Source organism: Nocardiopsis deserti (genome assembly GCF_008638355.1).
Taxonomy (GTDB): domain Bacteria; phylum Actinomycetota; class Actinomycetes; order Streptosporangiales; family Streptosporangiaceae; genus Nocardiopsis; species Nocardiopsis alborubida.
In genome coordinates this window covers 319,375-337,260 of sequence record NZ_ML703349.1, presented here as the reverse complement: position 1 = coordinate 337,260, position 17,886 = coordinate 319,375, and the positions used below count along the sequence as shown (strand labels likewise).

The window sequence follows — 17,886 nt, the reverse complement described above, 5'->3', positions numbered from 1 at the left end:
GACGACACACGGCAGGAGAGCCATGCAGCCCCCGTACCAGCCCTCCGGCGCACCGGCGGAGAACGAGCCCCCGCGGCAGTACCCCGGGAACGACGGCCGGTCCGTGCCCCCGACCCCCTACGCACCGGTCGGCTGGCAGGACCCGGCCGCCCGGCCGGGCGGCCAGCCCGGGACGCAGCCGGGGATGCCTCCGGAGGGCCACTACGGTGGCCAGCCGGGATTCCAGCCCGGGGCACAGCCGGGGTTCCCACCCCCTGCGGTCCCCGCCTACCCCGCGCCCTCCCATGGCCTTCCCCACCAGTACCCCCACGCCCACGGACAGCAGGGGTACTACCCGCATCCGCAGAACTGGCTCCCGCAGGTGATCACCGACCCGGGGCAGTGGAGTCCGCACAACCCCGAGGTCGGCCGCGCCGAGATGGGCGTGCGTTTCGTGGCGCGGCTCCTCGACACGTTCTTCGTCGGTTGTCTCTGGTACGCGATGATGATGCTGGGAGCGGTCGTCAGCCTGATCATCGGTGGCGGCGACATGGACGGCGGCGCCGGTGAGATCGCCTTCATGGTGACCGCCTTCTTCAACTTCTTCCTGTTGGCCATCGTCGTGGAGTGGTTTCAGGTCCGTCTGTGGGGGCGGTCGGTCGGCAAGATCCTGCTGGGCCTGTGGGTGGTGCGCTCCGATGGCAGCGGAAGGGTCAAGGCCGGTCGCGCGTTCGTGCGGGCGCTGCTCTACGCGCCGGGCGTGAACCCGGTCAACCTGCTCCTTCCCTGGTCGCTCACCAACGTCCTGTGGCCCCTGCGCGACAAGAGGCTCCGCCAGTGCCTCCACGACAAGGCGGCGGGCACGGTGGTCGTCCAGGTCCGCCGCTAGCGGTACCGGCCGGACCCGCGTCCGTCCGCGTCACCATGGGCGAGGGCCCGCCCCCGCGACGAGTACAGCGGCTGAACCCCCCAACCTCCGGAAGGAGCAACCGACGTGTCCGCGTGGAACATCCAGGTGTCCGAGGTCAGCGGTGTACTGGCCGCCGTCGGAGAGCACATCGGTGACGAGGAGGGCACGAGCGGGCTGACCTGTGACATGCGGCTGCTCGGTCTCCACCTCGAACAGGCCGCCACCTCGTCCGACAGCGATCCCATCGGCATCGCGCTCGGCGCCTTCGCCGAGCACTGCTTCGGAACGCTCCAGGGCATGACGGAGCTGAGCGCCAGCGCCGTCAACGGAGCCGGGAGCGCCACCCTGTACTACGTCGAGGGCAACACGGAGATGGCCGCCGAGGCCCAGGGCAACGCCGGAGCCGTGGAGGACCCCCCGCGGGCGACGGGCGGCGGCACGGTCTTCCACTACTGAGGTCTCCTCCTGGCCACAACCGGCCAGCGTGGCACGGCCCGTCGCGGACCCCGCTCCGCCCGGGGGCGTGTGTGTTCTTCCGGGCGAGGACCAGCGACAACACCCTCCGAAGCCCGGTGGCCACAGGGCTTCGGGAGTCCGGGCCGCGTGTGGACGGCCCGCCTGCGCCCCGCTAGAACAAGAGGGACATTCCGGTCCAGTAGTGCGGAGATCACTCCGCGGTGTCCCCCGACAGGGCCACCCGTCTGCCCAAGGACCCCTCCCCCCAGAGTCCCGGAACAAGCGGTGGTGGCACGTTGAGCGATGGTCTGATCGATCCGGACGCGATTCCCCTCCCGATCTCCCTGACGAACCTGGTCATGCTGGAGAGCGCGGCCGACTCCCTCAAGGAGGACGGCGAGTCCATCGCCGGGCGGGCCCACGACATCAGGTCCTCCTGGTCCGGACTCCAGGGCCTCTACCAGGCACCCGAGGCCGAGACCCTCTTCTCCGTCCTGGACCCGGTCCCGGACGACGGCGAGAGCGTGGAGAGCGACCTGTCCACGGTCTCCGGTGCCCTGAACTCCTTCGCCGAACGCGCCCGTGAGCTGCGCAGCGAGATGGTCGCCCTCAAGACGCGGGCCCACGTCTTCCTCGCCAGCATCGAGGGCGACGACGACTGGGACGAGGGCGGGCCGCTCGGCGGTGAGAACCCGAAGGTCGCCGAGCACAACGAACTGCTCAACGAGGTCACCCGCATCCAGACCGACTACATGGAGGCGGAACGGGACTGCGCCAACGCCATCACCGCGCTCTTCGGCGGTCCTGTCTTCGTGCCTATGAACGCCGACGGCTCCAATCCGCCCAGCGGCGACGAGATCGGCTACGGCCTCTCCGAGCCCCCGGTGGACATGCCGACCGACTGGGGCAGTCCGCAGGGCACCGACCACCACTGGTACGTCGACGTGACGCACAGCTTCGGGGACTGGACCACCGGAGCGGCCGTCGACCTGGCCGGCGCGACCGGCCTGCACTACGAGGGTCAGTGGGGTGTGCCCATCATCTTCGGGCCGCTGGCGGCCAATCCGTGGACCAACCCACAGGGCACGGCCAACGCGCAGAACTACGGCCAGGACACGTTCATGGGCCTGATGTACCTGAGCGGGTTCTACACGGGTGAGGCACCGCCCCGGATCGAGGCCGAGCGAGAGCTGGTCCGCGGGTCCTTCGCCTGGGAACTCGACGGATGGACCATGCCGTCCTCCACCGGAGAGTGGTGGGACAACGCGGGACCCTACTGGACCGAGGTCGTCGAGGGCGTGCTGCGCCTGGACGAGTGGGAGGAGCGCCCCGGTTACGCGATCACCCAGATCGCCCTCGACGCGGGAGCGGGCGGAGGAGCGCTCAAGGCGCTCAGGGAACTGAACTCGACTGGCGGCGGAGGCCCCGACGCGGGCGGCGTCGACGCGAACCCGACGGACGGCACACCCGAGTTCGGCGGCCGCGCCCCGGAGGGCGTGCCCTCCCCGGAGGGCATCGGCGACACGGCCGACCGGAGCCGGGAGTCCGACGCGCTGGAGTCCCTCGACTCCACCCTGGACAGGCTCGCCGAGCATCAGAACGGCTCGCCCACCGGGCCTCCAGCACACTCACCCGATCCGGCTGGGACTCCTGTGACACCGCAGGAGAGTTCGGTACCGCCCGGCACAGCCTCTCCGGAGGGCGACAGCACGTCGGAGGCGAACGGGGCCGAGGTACCCGAGCGCGCCAACGTGTCCGAGAGCGACGACGCCCCTGTGCGTGAGGGCGCCGAAAGCGGGGCACCCGAGCCCACCACCAGGGAGGAGTACGAGGCGCTCGTCCGCGCCGAGATGGTCCGCAACGACCCCGAGCTCCGCGAGATCCTGGAGGACATCAGCCTGGACCTGCCCGAGCGGGTCGACGCCGTGGACCCCGACGCCCCCTGGACCACGAGCGCCGTCCGCGAGCCCGAGATGGCCATGGCCGGAACCGGAGGCGGTGGGAACGGTGGTGGCGGTGGCCCCGTCGACACCCCCGCCGGCGGCTCCGGCCACGCCCACGTGGACGCCCCCGGCGCGGGTTCGGGTGGTGACCACACAGGAGCAACCACTGCATCCAGCGGCAACCTAAGCCTCTCCGGAAGCGGCCGTGGTGACTCACCGGCGTCGCCATCGGAGGGCCCCCACGGCCCAGGAGACGACAAAAGCACCAGAAGAGCACCGGACGCACCGCCCGAAGTGCACCGAACAGAGAGAATCGAATCGGACCACGAACTTTTCCACAACGGAGAGAAGAGGTTCGCAGAAGGACTCGAGGACAGACTCACACCGAACACAAAGTACGAGATCACTGGAAGCACAAGAGTGCCTGCCACAACAATATTCACCGACGAGAACGGGGACATAAGATACGTTGTGACCAAATCCGGACCCGCAGGACCCGGCAACCCAGAATTGGTGGATCCACGACCGAACGCGACTTATAGGATAGAACAGTACACTTACAAAACAGACCACCTCGGACGAACCGTATCCGTCGAAGGCGAACTCACCAGGGGGCGCCATGGAAGGAACGACCAACAGACACTGATCGGATACGACGGCCAGGACTACTACAGGCAAGCGAACAAGGACCCCGAAGCAGCCTTCGCCAACCACCCCGACCGGGATTCCATCCTTGAGGACTTCAACGGTTTCGAGGACGTCAGGTACAACGGATCCCACATCATCGGAGGAGGAGAGTACGGAGGAGCCGGAGAACGCATCAACGTCATCCCCCTCCAAGAGGCGATCAACCAAGTCAGAACCGCGAAGCCCACCATCGCAGACAACTTCCGCAGGCTGGAGTTGACTTGGAAGTACCTGATCGATCGGGATTGGAAACGACTTCTAGGAATCGCCAACGCAGCTCCAGGATGGGAGACTCAGGTTCAACATTGGCAAAGAACAATAGAGGCCTCCCCGGAGGACGCAAAAATATATGTAAAATTCGACATCGAGTACGATGACGACATGAGCCCCGTCAACTACAGCGGAGATGACCACGGAGACAAAAACCCCAAACGCCCCGACAGGGAAATCAACCCCCCTCCTGCCTTCGTGAACGTGGCATGGTCACTCAACGGCGTAGACCAGGGAAGCATCCAGTACGAAAACTCACCCAGACTGAAATAATCGAGAGAGAAGAAGATGACCTTTCCTCCAAAAAAGAGCATAGGACCCCAAGAACAGGAATCCATCATCCAGGAAATTGGGATGGATATCACAAGGTCGATCAACGGAGCCTGGCACCAGATATCATACGAGCACTCATCCCTGTCCGGAACCTCCTTCGGCATCTCAAAAGTAACCTACCAAAATGGAGAAACAGAGAGGAAGAACCCGCCACCTCGGGTTATGAGGTCCATACGAAATCTTCGCTACGGAATGTACCAGAGCGGCAGGGGGACCTGGTTTTCAATGACATACAAGATCCTCCACTCTGGAAGTTATAATATAGATTTCAACTATGACGATCGGCCAGTTTTCCTCTTCCCGCCAGCTCCCGGTGACTACGCTGACGACCTGGAACTGTTTCCCCGGAGCCCTGAGCACGTTCCGGGATGGCTCCAAGAGGAACTCCGCAAGGCCGAACAGGGCTGAGGGCTTCGCCCCTCTGTGACGCCCCGACCGCGATGGAACCGACGCCCGCCCTGGTACCTTCACGCAATGACGCGATTCGTGGGACCCCTCATCGGCGCGGGTTTCGGTCTTGCCTTCGTCCTGGCCAACTCCGGACCGCCGCTCGGTCCCACCGTCGCCCTCGTGCTGCGGGTGTTCGCGGTCGCGGCGTTCGCCGGGGTGATCGCGCTGTCCGTGGTCACGGGCCGCGGGTCCGGTCCCTCCTCCGAACCGGATCCCGAGGGACCCCGGATGCGGTTCGACGCCTTCTACGGCGTGGTCGTGCTGCTGGAGCTGGTCCTGATCCTCGGCGGCATCCAGGTGCTGCGCGTCCTGGACGCGCCCGTGCAGGCCAACGTCGCCTGGATCGCCCTCGCCGTCGGGCTGCACTTCCTCCCGCTGTCCCGGCACTGGCGGACCAGCTCGCTCCTGGCCGTCGCCGTCTACATGTCGGCGCTCGGAGTCGCGGGACTGGCGATGGCCCTCACCGGGCACCCCGACTGGGTGCCCCTCGTCAGCGGTGTGGTCACGGGGCTGGGCATGCTGACCGGGCTCCTGGTCGGCCTGCTGATCCCCCTCGTGTCCGGGGGCAGGTCCGGCTCGGCCTCCGCCGACACCGCCGACACCGCCGACACCGCGCCGACGCCCTCGCCGTAGACGCGGGGACGGCGCCCCCGCGCCCCGCCTACTCCGTTCCGAACCCGTCCAGCCCGAAGAACGGCAGGCACGGCTCCAGGCCCGTCACGGTGACCGGGACGGTGCGGTGCGCCGCCCAGTCCCTCCTGGTCAGCCGGTAGTGGTTCTCCACCACCCGCTTCCCCCTGACCTCGACCAGGTCGAACCCGTTCCTGCGGTACCCCAGGCGTTCGGAGACCCTCTCCGAGGCGGTGTTGCCCTCGAAGACCGACGACACCGCGGCCACGGCGCCCAACCCCTCGAAGGCCAGGTGCAGCACGGCGGCGCGCATCTCTGTGCCGGTCCCCCTGCCCTGGTGGACCTTTCCCAGCCACGATCCGGTGCCCACCTGGCGCGTGACCGCGAAGTCGCGCCCCCTCATGTCCTGGACGCCCACCACGGCGCCCTCGTGGACCACGACGAGGTTGAGGCCCCAGTCCCGCGGCTTCCACGAGGCGAGGACCCCCAGGTTGTGCTGCACCACGCCGAGGGCGAGCTCGTCCGGCGGCTGGTCGGTCCACGGTTCGACGAAGGGCATCGTGTCCGGGTCGTGGATGCCCCCGACCGCGACCTCGGCCAGCTGGCCGAGGTCGTCGAGGGACGGGATCCGCAGTTCGAGACGGGGTGTGGTCAACCGCAGGTCCAGGGGCGGGAAGTGGTCGGTGATCATGCGCCGATTCTCCGGAGCCCCTCCTGCGGTGTCACCCGGTTTTCCGGCACGGCGCCACCGGCCGCGTGCTCAGGAGCCGCCGCGCAGCTCCACCAGCAGCGCGGCCAGGGCCGCGGACGCCTCCCGGGGGGCCGCCTCGCGCACGCTCCAGCCGCGCAGCTCCGCCAGGCGCGCGGCATGGTGCAGGTCCGGGTCGGTGAGCAGGTAGCCGCACGGGGCGTCCGGCCAGTCGGAGACCATCGGCAGCGGCTCGGTCCGGTAGCCGGGGGGCTCTCCGGGAAGCACCGCCGCGGCCTGGTCCGCGCCCTCGGGGCTCTGCGACCTCGCGACGTCCGCGCGGGTGGGGCTGCCCGGCTGGGGCAGGAACGCGTCCACCAGCACGTAGCCGAACACCGGCCGGTGCGCCGCCCGCTGGGCCGCGCCCACGGCGCCCAGCAGCGGTCCGGCACCGCCCTCGGCGACGAGCGCGGTCGGCGCGTCGGGCGCGACCAGGCGGTTGACCTCCAGACTGGCGCGAGCGACGTAACGGGCGGCGTGCGGCGGGTGCTCGTCGCCGCCCACCTCGGGCCGGACGGCGGTGAGGCCGTACTCGGCCAGCCGGTCGGCCAGGCCGGGCAGCCGCGTGGGTTCGCCGAGGGTCGGGGGGAGCAGGACGGCGATCACGCGGAGGTGCCTCCCCGGGTCTCGTCGCGCACCCACTCCAGGTAGGCGGGGTTGCCGCCGGTGACGGGCACGGCGACGACCTCGGGAACGTCGTAGGGGTGGACGTCGCCGATGTGCGCGGTGAGCTCGTCCAGCCGGTCGGCGGCGGTCTTGACCACCACCGTCCACTCCTCGTCGGCCTGGATCCGGCCCTCCCAGCGGTAGAAGCTGGTGACGGGTCCGCTCACCTGCGCACAGGCCGCCAGCCGGTGCTCGACCACCGACCGTGCCAGCCGTTCGGCGCCGTCCCTGCTGTCGACGGTGGTCTCCACCCGGACCGTGTCCCCGGACTGCGGCATGGCCGTCCCTCCCACCGGGGCGCCGCGGTGCGCCCGCGTCCCGTCCGGTGTTCTAGGCTCACTGATCATGAGCGAACGTGATGAACTCCTGCGTCAGATCAACGATAAGGCGGTCGTGCGCGGGAAGGTGACCCTGTCCTCGGGTATGGAGGCCGACTACTACGTCGACCTGCGCCGGGTCACCCTGGACGGGGAGGCCGCGCCGCTGGTCGGCTCGGTCATGTTGGACAACGTCGCGGACCTGGAGTTCGACGCGGTCGGCGGCCTGACGCTGGGCGCGGACCCGGTGGCCACCGCCATGCTGCACGCCGCGCACGCGCGCGGGCGCACGCTGGACGCCTTCGTGGTGCGCAAGGCGGGCAAGGCGCACGGCCTCCAGAAGCGGATCGAGGGAGCCGACGTGCGCGGGCGGCGCGTGCTCGCCCTGGAGGACACCTCCACCACGGGCGGTTCGGTGCTGACGGCCGTGGAGGCGCTGCGCGAGGCGGGCGCCGAGGTGGTGGCGGTCGCGCTGATCCTGGACCGGGGCGCGCGCGAGCGGGTCACCGCGGAGGGTCTGGAGTACCGGGCGGTGTACGGGGTCTCCGACCTGGACGTCTAGCACGCGGGCACCGCAGGGGCGTTCAGCGGTCGCACGCGTCGGGCAGGCGCCGTCGGGGGGCGTGCACCCCCCGGGCGGCCTCAGCCGTCCTGTGGGTCGATCGTGAAGCTGAACTCGGGTTCGCGGTCGGAGATGTCGCGCTCGTCGCCGTCGACGAAGACCTCGACGGCGGCGGGGTCGCCGATGGTGACCTCCAGGCCCTCGGTGGCGGTCGCGTAGTTGACCGACTGGCCCTGGCTCATGTTCTGGTCCATCAGCACGTCGCCGCCGGGGATGCGGACGAAGACGTCGCTGGACTCGCCGACGACGCGGATGTACAGGACGCCCATGTTGCTCGGCTCCGCGCTGTCGCCGGCCGTCTCCGAGGCGTTGGCGCTCACGCTGGTGCCGGGGAGGGAGCGGTACAGGAAGAAACCGCCCAGGGCCAGGAGCGACACCAGGAGCACGACGGCTCCAACGATGGCCATCACCTGGCCAACGCCACGAGGATCATTCCTATGCCTTCCCACGGCGTTGAATGTAGCGCGTATCACGGCAAAAAGCGACAGCAGTCGCCTGGAAGCCCCCCACCTCCCACAATCCCGCCACAACGGGGAGGAACGGGTCACTCTCCGTCGTCCCGGACGCGCGGAGCCCGTTCCCCGGCCCCGCCATCTGCGCCTACGCCGACAACCCCGGGCAATTTGGTCTAGACCTTTTCAAGGGCTCCGGGTATTCGGGATACTTGGGTGACACCTGGTGGACACACCCGGACGCACGGCCCGAGGGCCGCCGCCCCCGACGTCCGGCTCCACCGGGGCAACGCACGTGGGGTGCCGTCGGCGTGATACCGGCGGCCGCTCGCTCCAGGCCGAATCCAGGGAGAGTCAAGCATGCCCATCGCCAGCCCCGAGGTCTACACCGAGATGCTCAGCCGCGCGAAGTCCGAGGGCTTCGCCTACCCGGCCATCAACGTGTCCTCCAGCCAGACCCTGCACGCCGCCCTGCGCGGCTTCGCCGAGGCCGAAAGCGACGGCATCGTCCAGATTTCCACCGGTGGCGCGGAGTTCCTGTCCGGCGCCACGGTCAAGGACATGATCACCGGCTCGGTGGCCTTCGCCGAGTTCGCCCGCGTCGTGGCCGAGAAGTACTCGGTGAACATCGCCCTCCACACCGACCACTGCCCCAAGAACAAGCTCGACGGCTTCGTCCGCCCGCTGCTGGAGATCTCCAAGGAGCGCGTGGCCAGGGGCCAGGAGCCGCTGTTCCAGTCGCACATGTGGGACGGCTCGGCGGTCGAACTGGAGGAGAACCTCCAGATCGCCGAGGAGCTGCTGGCCGCCTCCAAGGCCGCCCGGACGATCCTGGAGATCGAGGTGGGCGTCGTCGGCGGTGAGGAGGACGGCATCGTCGGCGAGATCAACGAGAAGCTCTACACCACGCCGAACGACGCCCTGCGCACCGCCGAGGTGCTGGGCCTGGGCGAGAAGGGCTACTACATGACGGCCCTGACCTTCGGCAACGTGCACGGCTCCTACAAGCCGGGCTTCGTCAAGCTGCGCCCGGAGGTGCTCAAGAACGCCCAGGACGCCATCGCCGAGAAGTACGGCCGGGCCAAGGCGTTCGACTTCGTCTTCCACGGCGGCTCGGGCTCCACCATGGAGGAGATCCACGAGGCCATCGAGTACGGCGTGGTGAAGATGAACGTCGACACCGACACGCAGTACGCCTACACCCGCCCCGTGGTCGACCACATCATGAAGAACTACGACGGCGTGCTGAAGATCGACGGTGAGATCGGCAGCAAGAAGGCCTACGACCCGCGCGCCTACGGCAAGGCGGCCGAGGCCGGCATGGCCGCCCGCGTGGTGGAGGCCGCCCAGCACCTGAAGTCCGCCGGCAACAGGATGAAGTAGTCGCGGCCCGCCACCGGTTCGGTGGTCCGCGAACGGTGCCCGGCGGCCTCGGCCCCCGGGCACCGCGCTTTCCCGGGCACCGCGCCGGTTCGGCCTCCCGCTCCGGCGGCCCCGCCGCCCGGTGGCAGGATGGGGGCTATGAACCTGCACCAGAACCTGCTCAACGAGCCGCCCGAGACGCGCCTGGCCGACAACCCCGAGGCCCGCGAGGCCCTCGCCTCCGCCGACGACCCCACTCCGGTCGCCGGGCGCTTCCCGGAGTACTCGGCCGCGTGGGCACGGCTGGCCGAGCTGGCCCTGGCCGACGGCCAGCCGGTGGCCGCCTACGCCTATGCCCGGACCGGCTACCACCGCGGCCTGGACCAGCTGCGCCGCTCGGGGTGGAAGGGCCACGGTCCGATCCCCTGGGAGCACGAGCCCAACCAGGGCTTCCTGCGCGCGCTGCACGCCCTGGGCAGGGCTTCGGCGGAGATCGGCGACAACGACGAGGCCGAGCGCTGCGCCACCTTCCTGCGCGAGTCCAGCGCCGAGGCCGACAAGGCGCTCAACGGCTGACACGCCCGCGCGCCGGTCGACGGCCGTCCGGAGCCCGCGCGGCATCCGGACGGCCCGTCCGAGCATGGGAGCCCTTGGGGCTGGCGGGGCCCGTGTGCCTCACATGCCCCAGTGCCCCACTTAACCCGGATGCCCTGGTCGTGTACCCTCAATACGCAACGGCCCCTGTCGCAGCCTTGCGCCAGGGGTTTTCCGTGTTCGGGGCCGGAAAGCCCCGGGTCAGGTGTCGAGCGAAGAGGTAGAGACCAATGCCGGCGATCACGCTCGTGGGTGCCCAGTGGGGCGACGAGGGTAAGGGCAAGGCGACCGACCTTGTCGGCGACCGCGTGGACTACGTGGTGCGCTACCAGGGCGGGAACAACGCCGGGCACACCGTGGTCATCGGCGACCAGAAGTACGCCCTGCACCTGCTGCCCTCGGGCATCCTGTCCCCGAACGTGGTACCCGTCATCGCCAACGGCGTCGTCATCGACCCGGGCGTCCTGCTGGAGGAGCTGCACGGCCTCCAGGAGCGCGGCGTGAACACGTCCCGCCTGCTCATCTCGGCGAACGCGCACCTGATCATGCCCTACCACCGGGCACTGGACAAGGTCAGCGAGCGCTTCCTCGGCAAGGGCAAGATCGGCACCACCGGGCGCGGCATCGGCCCGACCTATGCCGACAAGGTCTCCCGCCAGGGCGTGCGCGTCCAGGACATGTTCGACCCCAAGATCCTGCGCAAGAAGATCGAACTGGCCCTGCACGACAAGAACCAACTGCTCACCAAGGTGTACAACCGGCGCGGCCTGGAGGCCGAGCCGATCATCGAGGAGTACCTGGGCTACGCCGAGCAGCTGCGCCCCTACGTCGCCGACACCTCCCTGATCCTCAACAAGGCGCTCGACGAGGGCAAGACGGTGTACCTGGAGGGCTCGCAGGGCACCCTGCTGGACATCGACCACGGCACCTACCCGTTCGTGACCTCCTCCTCCCCCACCTCGGGCGGCGCGGCGGCCGGGTCCGGCATCGGCCCCACCCGCATCACCAAGGTCGTGGGCATCCTCAAGGCCTACACCACCCGCGTGGGCTCGGGCCCCTTCCCCACCGAGCTGCTCGACGAGCAGGGCGAGTGGCTGCGCACCCAGGGCGGCGAGTACGGCGTCACCACCGGCCGCAACCGCCGCTGCGGCTGGTTCGACGCGCCCATCGCGCGCTACGCCACGCGGATCAACGGCGTCACCGACTTCTTCCTCACCAAGCTCGACGTGCTCACCGGCCTGGAGCGCATCCCCGTGTGCGTGGCCTACGAGGTCGACGGCGTCCGCCACGACGAGATCCCGATGACCCAGACCGACTTCCACCACGCGAAGCCCGTCTACGAGTACCTCGACGGCTGGTCCGAGGACATCACCGGCGCCCGGGCGTTCGACGAACTTCCCAAGAACGCGCAGGCCTACGTGCGTACCCTTGAGGAGATGGCGGGGGCCCCGATCTCCGCCATCGGTGTCGGACCCGGCCGCGACGAGACGCTCCAACTGCGTTCCCTGGTCTGACCCCCGTCTGTCCGCCTTCAACACGAAGAGGCCCCCAGTAGTGAAAGCCCTCGTTCTCGGCGGCGGAGGCCGCGAGCACGCTCTGGTCCGCGCCCTGTCCCTGGACCCGGGTGTCACCAGCATCCACAGCGCCCCGGGCAACCCCGGCATCTCGGAGCTGGCCGAGAACCACGTCCTCAACGTGACCGACGGCCTGGCCGTCACCGAGCTGGCCGCGCGCATCCGCGCCGAGCTGGTCGTCATCGGTCCGGAGGCCCCGTTGGTCTCCGGTGTCGCGGACGCCCTGCGCGACCGGGGCATCCCGGTGTTCGGCCCCGACCAGGAGGCCGCCCGCCTGGAGGGGTCCAAGGCCTTCGCCAAGGAGGTCATGGAGGCCGCCGGGGTGCCCACCGCCAAGGCGCGGGTGTGCAGGACCGCCAGCCAGGTGTCCGAGGCCCTCGACGAGTTCGGCACGCCGTACGTGGTCAAGAACGACGGCCTGGCCGCGGGCAAGGGCGTCGTGGTGACCGAGGACCGCGCCCTCGCCGAGCGGCACGCCCGGGAGTGCGGCCGCGTGGTCATCGAGGAGTTCCTCGACGGCCCCGAGGTGTCCCTCTTCGTGCTGAGCGACGGGCTGCACGCACTGCCGCTGCTGCCCGCGCAGGACTTCAAGCGCGCCTACGACGGCGACCAGGGCCCCAACACGGGCGGCATGGGCGCGTACGCGCCGCTGCCGTGGGCCCCGGCGGGCCTGGTGGACGAGGTGATGGGGTCGGTCGTGCGGCCGACCCTGGTGGAGATGAACCGGCGCGGCAAGCGCTACCAGGGCCTGCTGTACGTGGGGCTGGCGCTCACCTCGCGGGGACCTCGCGTGGTGGAGTTCAACGCCCGGTTCGGCGACCCGGAGACCCAGGTGGTCCTGGACCGGCTGGCCACCCCGATCGGCGCCGTCCTCCAGGCCACCGACACCGGCGGCCTGGGTGGCATCGGCTCCCTCCAGTGGAAGTCGGGCGCCGCGGTCACCGTGGTGGTCGCCGCCGAGAGCTACCCGGGCGACCCCGTCAAGGGCGACGTCATCGGCGGCCTGGACCAGGCGAACGCCCTGGAGGGCGCGTACGTGCTGCACGCGGGCACCGACTGGGAGGGCACGAACGGCGTCAGGTCCAGCGGCGGCCGGGTGCTCAACGTCGTCGGTACCGGGATCGACCTGCGCCAGGCGCGCGAGCGGGCCTACGAGGCCGTGTCGCGCATCGAGCTGCGCGGCTCGTTCCACCGCACCGACATCGCCGAGCGCGCCGCGGCCGAGCTGTAGCAGGGGTGCGGGCATGCCTGAGGGCGGGCGTGCCCAGGGCACCCCGATGGGGAGGGGGTTCGAGGCCCCCTTTCCAAGTCCATCACGGACCGGGGCACGTTCCACAGTCCCTTCCCGAACCTGTGGACAACCCGCCCGACGCCGCTCGGCGGCCGGTGCGTAGGAGAGGGAAAGCCATGAGCGGTTTCGTCGTCAGGCCCGAGCCCGTCCGGGTGGAGGGGCTCACCCACCTGCACACCGGCAAGGTGCGCGATCTGTACTCCGCGGCCGACGGGTCTCTGGTGATGGTCGCCAGCGACCGCGTGTCGGCCTACGACTGGGTGCTGCCCACCGAGATCCCCGGCAAGGGGCGGCTGCTCACCCAGCTGTCCCTGTGGTGGTTCGAGAGGCTGGACGGCCTGGTGCCCAACCACGTCGTGTCCGAGGAGCTGCCGGAGGGAGCCCCCGCCGACTGGGCGGGGAGGACCCTGGTGTGCCGCAGGCTGGACATGGTGCCGGTGGAGTGCGTGGCTCGCGGCTACCTGACCGGTTCCGGCCTGGAGGAGTACCGGGTGGACGGCACCGTGTGCGGGATCGCGCTCCCCCCCGGGCTGGTCGACGGCTCCGAACTGCCCGAGCCGGTCTTCACCCCGGCGACCAAGGCCGAGGTGGGCGACCACGACGAGAACGTCTCCTTCGAGGCCGTCGCCGCCGCGCACGGGGCCGGGCTGGCCGCCGAGCTGCGCGACCTCACCCTGCGCGTGTACGGACGCGGACGGGAGATCGCGCGCGAGCGCGGCATCATCCTCGCCGACACCAAGTTCGAGTACGGGCGCGACGCGTCGGGGAACCTGGTGCTGGCCGACGAGGTGTTCACCCCGGACTCCTCCCGCTACTGGCCCGTCGACACGTGGGCGCCGGGCGGGCCGCAGACCTCCTTCGACAAGCAGGTCCTGCGTGACTGGCTGCGCTCGCCGGAGTCCGGTTGGGACCGCGCCTCGGAGACGCCGCCGCCGGAACTGCCCGAAGACGTGGTACAGCGCACTCTTGACCGTTACGTGGAGATCTATGAGCGCCTGACCGGGGCGAAACCCGTCCTGTGAGGCACCACGCGGGGGTGATTCGACGCACGCGACCGCCGTTTCGTGCCCGGAAGCACGTATGGTGGTGACGTTGTGCGGGTCATCGGAACGGGCGGACAACCATACGCACGGCATCCCTGGTCTTTCCCGTGGGCCGAATACCTCTTTGGCCGTTTGGCGGGACTCCATCCCCCGATCTGCGGGTATACCACGTCCTGGACCGGTACATGCGGGCGGGTGCTATAGAGTTCTCGCGAACACCGGTTCACTGGCCGCGCAGGTCACACGCATGATGTCGCAACGTTCCAGGGGAAACCCGCGTCTCATACGCACACAGGCGAAGCCCGACGAGGGTGACCTTTTTTCCACATCTGCCTCACAAAGGAGCACATGAGCATGGGCCAGGAGGTTCGTTACCGCGTCCGCGGCGGACGCCCCCTCAGTGGAACGGCGTTCATCCAAGGCGCGAAGAACGCCGTCCTGCCGATGATCGGGGCCGCCCTCCTCGCGGCCAGGGGCCGTACGGTGCTGCGGAATGTTCCGGTCATTGAGGACGTCTACCGAGCTCTGGAGCTCGCCGAGCACGTGGGTGCCAAGGTCGAGTTCCACGAGGCCGAGCGCACCGTCGTCATCGACGCGTCCAACCTCAACGACCCCGAGCGGGCCGTCCTGCCCGCCGAGATCGCGGCCCGTTTCCGCGGCTCCGTGCTCTTCGTTCCGGCGCTGATGCACCGCACCGGCCGCGCCCGTATCGAGGGCGTCGGCGGATGCAACCTGGGCAGCCGCAACCTGGACTTCCACTACCGGGGATTCGCGCGCCTGGGCGCCGAGGTCACCGAGGACCCCGAGCGCAACCACATCAACGTCGAGGCCAGCAACCTCCGCGGCGGCCGCCTGTACCTGGACACCCCGTCCCACACGGGCACCGAGAACCTGCTCATGGCCGCGGTCCTGGCTCCTGGCACCACCGTGATCGAGCACGCGGCGCTGGAGCCCGAGGTCATCGACGTCATCGACTTCCTGAGCGCCATGGGCGCGAAGATCAGCGGCGGCGGCACGGGCCTCATCACCGTCGAGGGTGTCAAGGAACTCACCGCGGTCGAGCACACCATCATGTCCGACCGCATCGACGCGGGCGTGTTCGCGATGACCGTCGCCGCCACCGGCGGTGACGTCAGCCTCGTGGGCGCCCAGCTGGACCACCTGGGTGTGGCCCGCTGGAAGCTGGAGCAGATGGGCGTGGGCTTCTCCCAGGAGGGCGCCGTCCTGCACGTCCACCGGGACCCGTCGGTGCCGCTGCGGCCGATCAACGCCGTGACCTCGCCGTTCCCGGGCTTCGCCACCGACCTCCAGTCCCCGCTGATGGCCCTGGCCACCCTGGCCGAGGGCGAGAGCTACATCCACGAGGCCATCTACGACGGCCGGTTCGCCCTGGCCGACGAGCTCACCAAGATGGGTGCCAAGATCGAGGTCGAGGGCACCCGTGCGATCGTGCACGGCACCACCAACCTGCGTGGCACCGAGGTCATCGCCCACGACCTGCGCACCGGTGCGGCCCTGGTCCTCGCCGGACTGGTCGCCGAAGGTGAGACAATCGTGGCGCCCGGCTATCTGGTGGACCGCGGTCACGCTCAGTTCGCGACCCGGCTCGCTGCGCTAGGCGCTGACGTGGAGCGCGTCGTCGTCTCGTAGGGAGCCGAAAGCGCAGTTCAAGCCGGGGTGGGAGCCCGCCTCCCACCCGGGCTTTCGGCGTTGATATGGAAAACGATCTTCTTTGGCCCCGCACAATGGGTACGATCTCGGCAATCATGCCGTGACAGAGATCGGGTCGGGAAACCAGTGGGCGCACATAGTGAAGAGCGTGGAATGGTAGCGGGGAGCAACCCGAGGTGAGTGCCCAGCGTACTGGCGATTTGACGATCGGCGTCATAGGACCCCATGAGGTGGTCGAACGGGTCATGCTCATGGGTCCGGGGTCCACAGGGCCCCTCAACGCCAGACTCATCGCCGCCGCGTACCGAGATGAGCAAGAGGCGACGGACAAGGTCGTCAGGCTGGGTTCGGCGATCGACGCGTACCTGTTCGCCAGCCCTGTCCCCTACGAGTTCGCGCGCAAGGCCGGTGTGCTGACAATGCCCGCCACCTTCGTGCCTCTCGGCGGGGCGAGCCTGCACGAGGCCCTGCTCCGAGCGACCCTGGACGAGCGCTACGACCCGACCAGAGCCAGTCTGGACGTGCTCAGCCGCGCCGACGTGGTGGAGGCCTACTCCGAGGTCGACCTGCCCGTGGACGGGATCCACGTGCACGAGGAGCTCACCAACACCGCACAGCTCACGTCCTTCCACGAGGGTCTGTGGCGCCGCAAGGCCACCAAGATGGCCATCACCTGTGTGCGCGGGGTCGCCGAGCGCCTGGAGGCCATCGGTGTGCCGGTGGTCCGGCTGCGGCCCACCAACGCGGGTGTGCGCAGCGCCCTGCAGACCGCGGGTCTGCTGGGGGCGCACCACCGCCTGGAGGAGGCCCAGCTGGGCGTCGTGGTGGTGGACGTGCCCACCCTGCGGGACTCGACGCGGCGTTCGACCCCCCGGTACTGGCGGGAGGAACTGCGGCTGTCCCTGCACCGGCTGCTGCTCCAGGAGGCCCACCGGATCAACGCCACGGCGCACCGGTTGGACGACCACTCGTTCATGGTGACGGCGACCCGGGGCTCGCTCGTGACCGCGACCGAGGGGTTCCGGCAGCCGCCGTTCGTGGAGCGGATCAAGGCGGAGCTGGGGATCGCGATCGAGGTCGGGATCGGCATGGGGCGGACCACGCAGGACGCCGAGGCCCACGCCCGGGCCGCGCTGAACCGCGCCCAGGCGTCGCGGCAGAGCTTCGCGGTGGACCGCGAGGGCCGTTCCCTGGTGCCCGCCCAGCGCGCGCCCGCACGGCAGTCCTCCGAACCGCTGCGCACCAAGGGACGCGAGACGCTGATCCGGCTCTCGGAGAAGATCGCCGAGGAGGACGGGCCGCTGGTCGTCGACGCGGAGAACGCCGGGCGGATGCTCGGTGTCACCTCCCGGACCGCGCGCCGGCTGCTGCGGACCCTGGTGGAGGAGGGGCTGGCGTGGCCGCTGCCGCCCAACCGGACCCTCCAGCCGGGCCGTCCCCGCCAGCTGTACCGGCTGATCGTGGAGAAGCTCGACAAGGACGCCGCGGGTAAGTAGCCGACGGCCGGTGCCGAGCCGCACGAGCGCCTGTGAGACGCGCGAACGCGTCGGACGGGGGCGCTCCCGACCCAGGGGGCGCCCCCGTCCGCGTGCGCGGCTGTGGGGTCGTGTGAGCGGCGCGTGAGCGTGCGCGGGGCGGCAGGCGCGGGTGGCACCGCCCGCACGGACGCCGTGAGCGGCGCGTGAGCGTGCGCGGGGCGGCGGGGAGTACAGCCCCCCGCATCCGCCCGAACGACTCCGGCCCGTGCGCACGCACGGGGCGGCGGGTGCGGGACGGCGGGTACGGGGCGACGGGTACGGGGTGAAGTCCGGCCGGGAGGCGGTCCGCGGTTGTCCACAGGCTGTGGACACCGGTTGTCCACGGGACGGGCGCGCTGGGATCCTGGAAC

At 69.8% G+C, this 17,886-nt stretch carries 17 protein-coding genes; 13 read left to right on the top strand and 4 right to left on the bottom strand.

What is annotated here, in order from left to right; translation table 11 throughout:
- The first annotated feature begins 22 nt into the window (after positions 1-22).
- From FYW99_RS06630 to FYW99_RS06610, 5 genes are all read left to right on the top strand, one after another.
- A complete protein-coding gene (locus FYW99_RS06630) occupies positions 23-868 on the top strand; it encodes an RDD family protein (protein ID WP_150251067.1) in 846 nt (281 codons plus the stop codon).
- 105 nt (positions 869-973) lie between these two features.
- Positions 974-1,345, top strand: coding sequence for a DUF6507 family protein (locus FYW99_RS06625; RefSeq protein ID WP_150251066.1), 372 nt, complete (start codon positions 974-976; stop codon positions 1,343-1,345).
- 296 nt (positions 1,346-1,641) lie between these two features.
- Positions 1,642-4,518 carry a DNA/RNA non-specific endonuclease gene (locus FYW99_RS06620; protein WP_150251065.1) on the top strand — a complete coding sequence of 959 codons (2,877 nt, stop codon included), beginning with the start codon at positions 1,642-1,644 and terminating at the stop codon, positions 4,516-4,518.
- 15 nt (positions 4,519-4,533) lie between these two features.
- Positions 4,534-4,986, top strand: a complete 453-nt coding sequence (locus tag FYW99_RS06615; RefSeq protein ID WP_150251064.1) for a hypothetical protein — start codon at positions 4,534-4,536, stop codon at positions 4,984-4,986.
- A 66-nt stretch (positions 4,987-5,052) separates the two neighbouring features.
- Entirely contained in the window at positions 5,053-5,661 is a 609-nt protein-coding gene (locus FYW99_RS06610; RefSeq protein WP_150251063.1) for a hypothetical protein, read from the top strand.
- 28 nt (positions 5,662-5,689) lie between these two features.
- On the opposite strand, the gene FYW99_RS06605 is transcribed toward FYW99_RS06610, so the two are convergent.
- From FYW99_RS06605 to cutA, 3 genes are all read right to left on the bottom strand, one after another.
- The gene (locus tag FYW99_RS06605; RefSeq protein WP_150251062.1) at positions 5,690-6,349 is read right to left on the bottom strand and encodes a GNAT family N-acetyltransferase; all 660 of its coding nucleotides are present in this window, start codon (positions 6,347-6,349) and stop codon (positions 5,690-5,692) included.
- A gap of 69 nt (positions 6,350-6,418) precedes the next feature.
- Entirely contained in the window at positions 6,419-7,012 is a 594-nt protein-coding gene (locus FYW99_RS06600; RefSeq protein WP_150251061.1) for a hypothetical protein, read from the bottom strand.
- Positions 7,009-7,350, bottom strand: a complete 342-nt coding sequence (cutA, locus tag FYW99_RS06595; RefSeq protein ID WP_150251060.1) for a divalent-cation tolerance protein CutA — start codon at positions 7,348-7,350, stop codon at positions 7,009-7,011. Before cutA ends, FYW99_RS06600 begins: the two co-directional genes overlap by 4 nt.
- Positions 7,351-7,417: 67 nt before the next feature.
- Here cutA and pyrE point away from each other — a divergent pair, with 67 nt between their 5' ends.
- On the top strand, positions 7,418-7,951 hold the full coding sequence (gene pyrE / locus FYW99_RS06590) for an orotate phosphoribosyltransferase (RefSeq protein WP_150251059.1): 534 nt from the start codon (positions 7,418-7,420) through the stop codon (positions 7,949-7,951).
- An 80-nt stretch (positions 7,952-8,031) separates the two neighbouring features.
- Here pyrE and FYW99_RS06585 read toward each other — a convergent pair whose 3' ends face one another.
- Entirely contained in the window at positions 8,032-8,418 is a 387-nt protein-coding gene (locus FYW99_RS06585; protein WP_150251058.1) for a RodZ domain-containing protein, read from the bottom strand.
- Positions 8,419-8,823: 405 nt separating this feature from the next.
- On the opposite strand from FYW99_RS06585, the gene fbaA reads away from it, so the two are divergent.
- The 7 genes from fbaA to FYW99_RS06550 all read left to right on the top strand — a co-directional run bounded on the left by fbaA (position 8,824) and on the right by FYW99_RS06550 (position 17,494).
- Positions 8,824-9,846: a class II fructose-bisphosphate aldolase gene (fbaA, locus tag FYW99_RS06580; RefSeq protein ID WP_150251057.1), complete on the top strand. Its 1,023-nt coding sequence runs from the start codon at positions 8,824-8,826 to the stop codon at positions 9,844-9,846.
- 138 nt (positions 9,847-9,984) lie between these two features.
- Positions 9,985-10,401, top strand: coding sequence for a DUF3151 domain-containing protein (locus tag FYW99_RS06575; RefSeq protein ID WP_150251056.1), 417 nt, complete (start codon positions 9,985-9,987; stop codon positions 10,399-10,401).
- A 248-nt stretch (positions 10,402-10,649) separates the two neighbouring features.
- Positions 10,650-11,933: an adenylosuccinate synthase gene (locus FYW99_RS06570; RefSeq protein ID WP_150251055.1), complete on the top strand. Its 1,284-nt coding sequence runs from the start codon at positions 10,650-10,652 to the stop codon at positions 11,931-11,933.
- Positions 11,934-11,973: 40 nt separating this feature from the next.
- Positions 11,974-13,224, top strand: coding sequence for a phosphoribosylamine--glycine ligase (gene purD, locus FYW99_RS06565; RefSeq protein ID WP_150251054.1), 1,251 nt, complete (start codon positions 11,974-11,976; stop codon positions 13,222-13,224).
- Positions 13,225-13,400: 176 nt separating this feature from the next.
- Positions 13,401-14,306, top strand: a complete 906-nt coding sequence (locus FYW99_RS06560; RefSeq protein WP_150251053.1) for a phosphoribosylaminoimidazolesuccinocarboxamide synthase — start codon at positions 13,401-13,403, stop codon at positions 14,304-14,306.
- 375 nt (positions 14,307-14,681) lie between these two features.
- Positions 14,682-15,977, top strand: a complete 1,296-nt coding sequence (gene murA, locus FYW99_RS06555) for a UDP-N-acetylglucosamine 1-carboxyvinyltransferase (RefSeq protein ID WP_150251208.1) — start codon at positions 14,682-14,684, stop codon at positions 15,975-15,977.
- 251 nt (positions 15,978-16,228) lie between these two features.
- Positions 16,229-17,494: a hypothetical protein gene (locus FYW99_RS06550; protein WP_013155632.1), complete on the top strand. Its 1,266-nt coding sequence runs from the start codon at positions 16,229-16,231 to the stop codon at positions 17,492-17,494.
- The last annotated feature ends 392 nt before the right edge of the window (positions 17,495-17,886 follow it).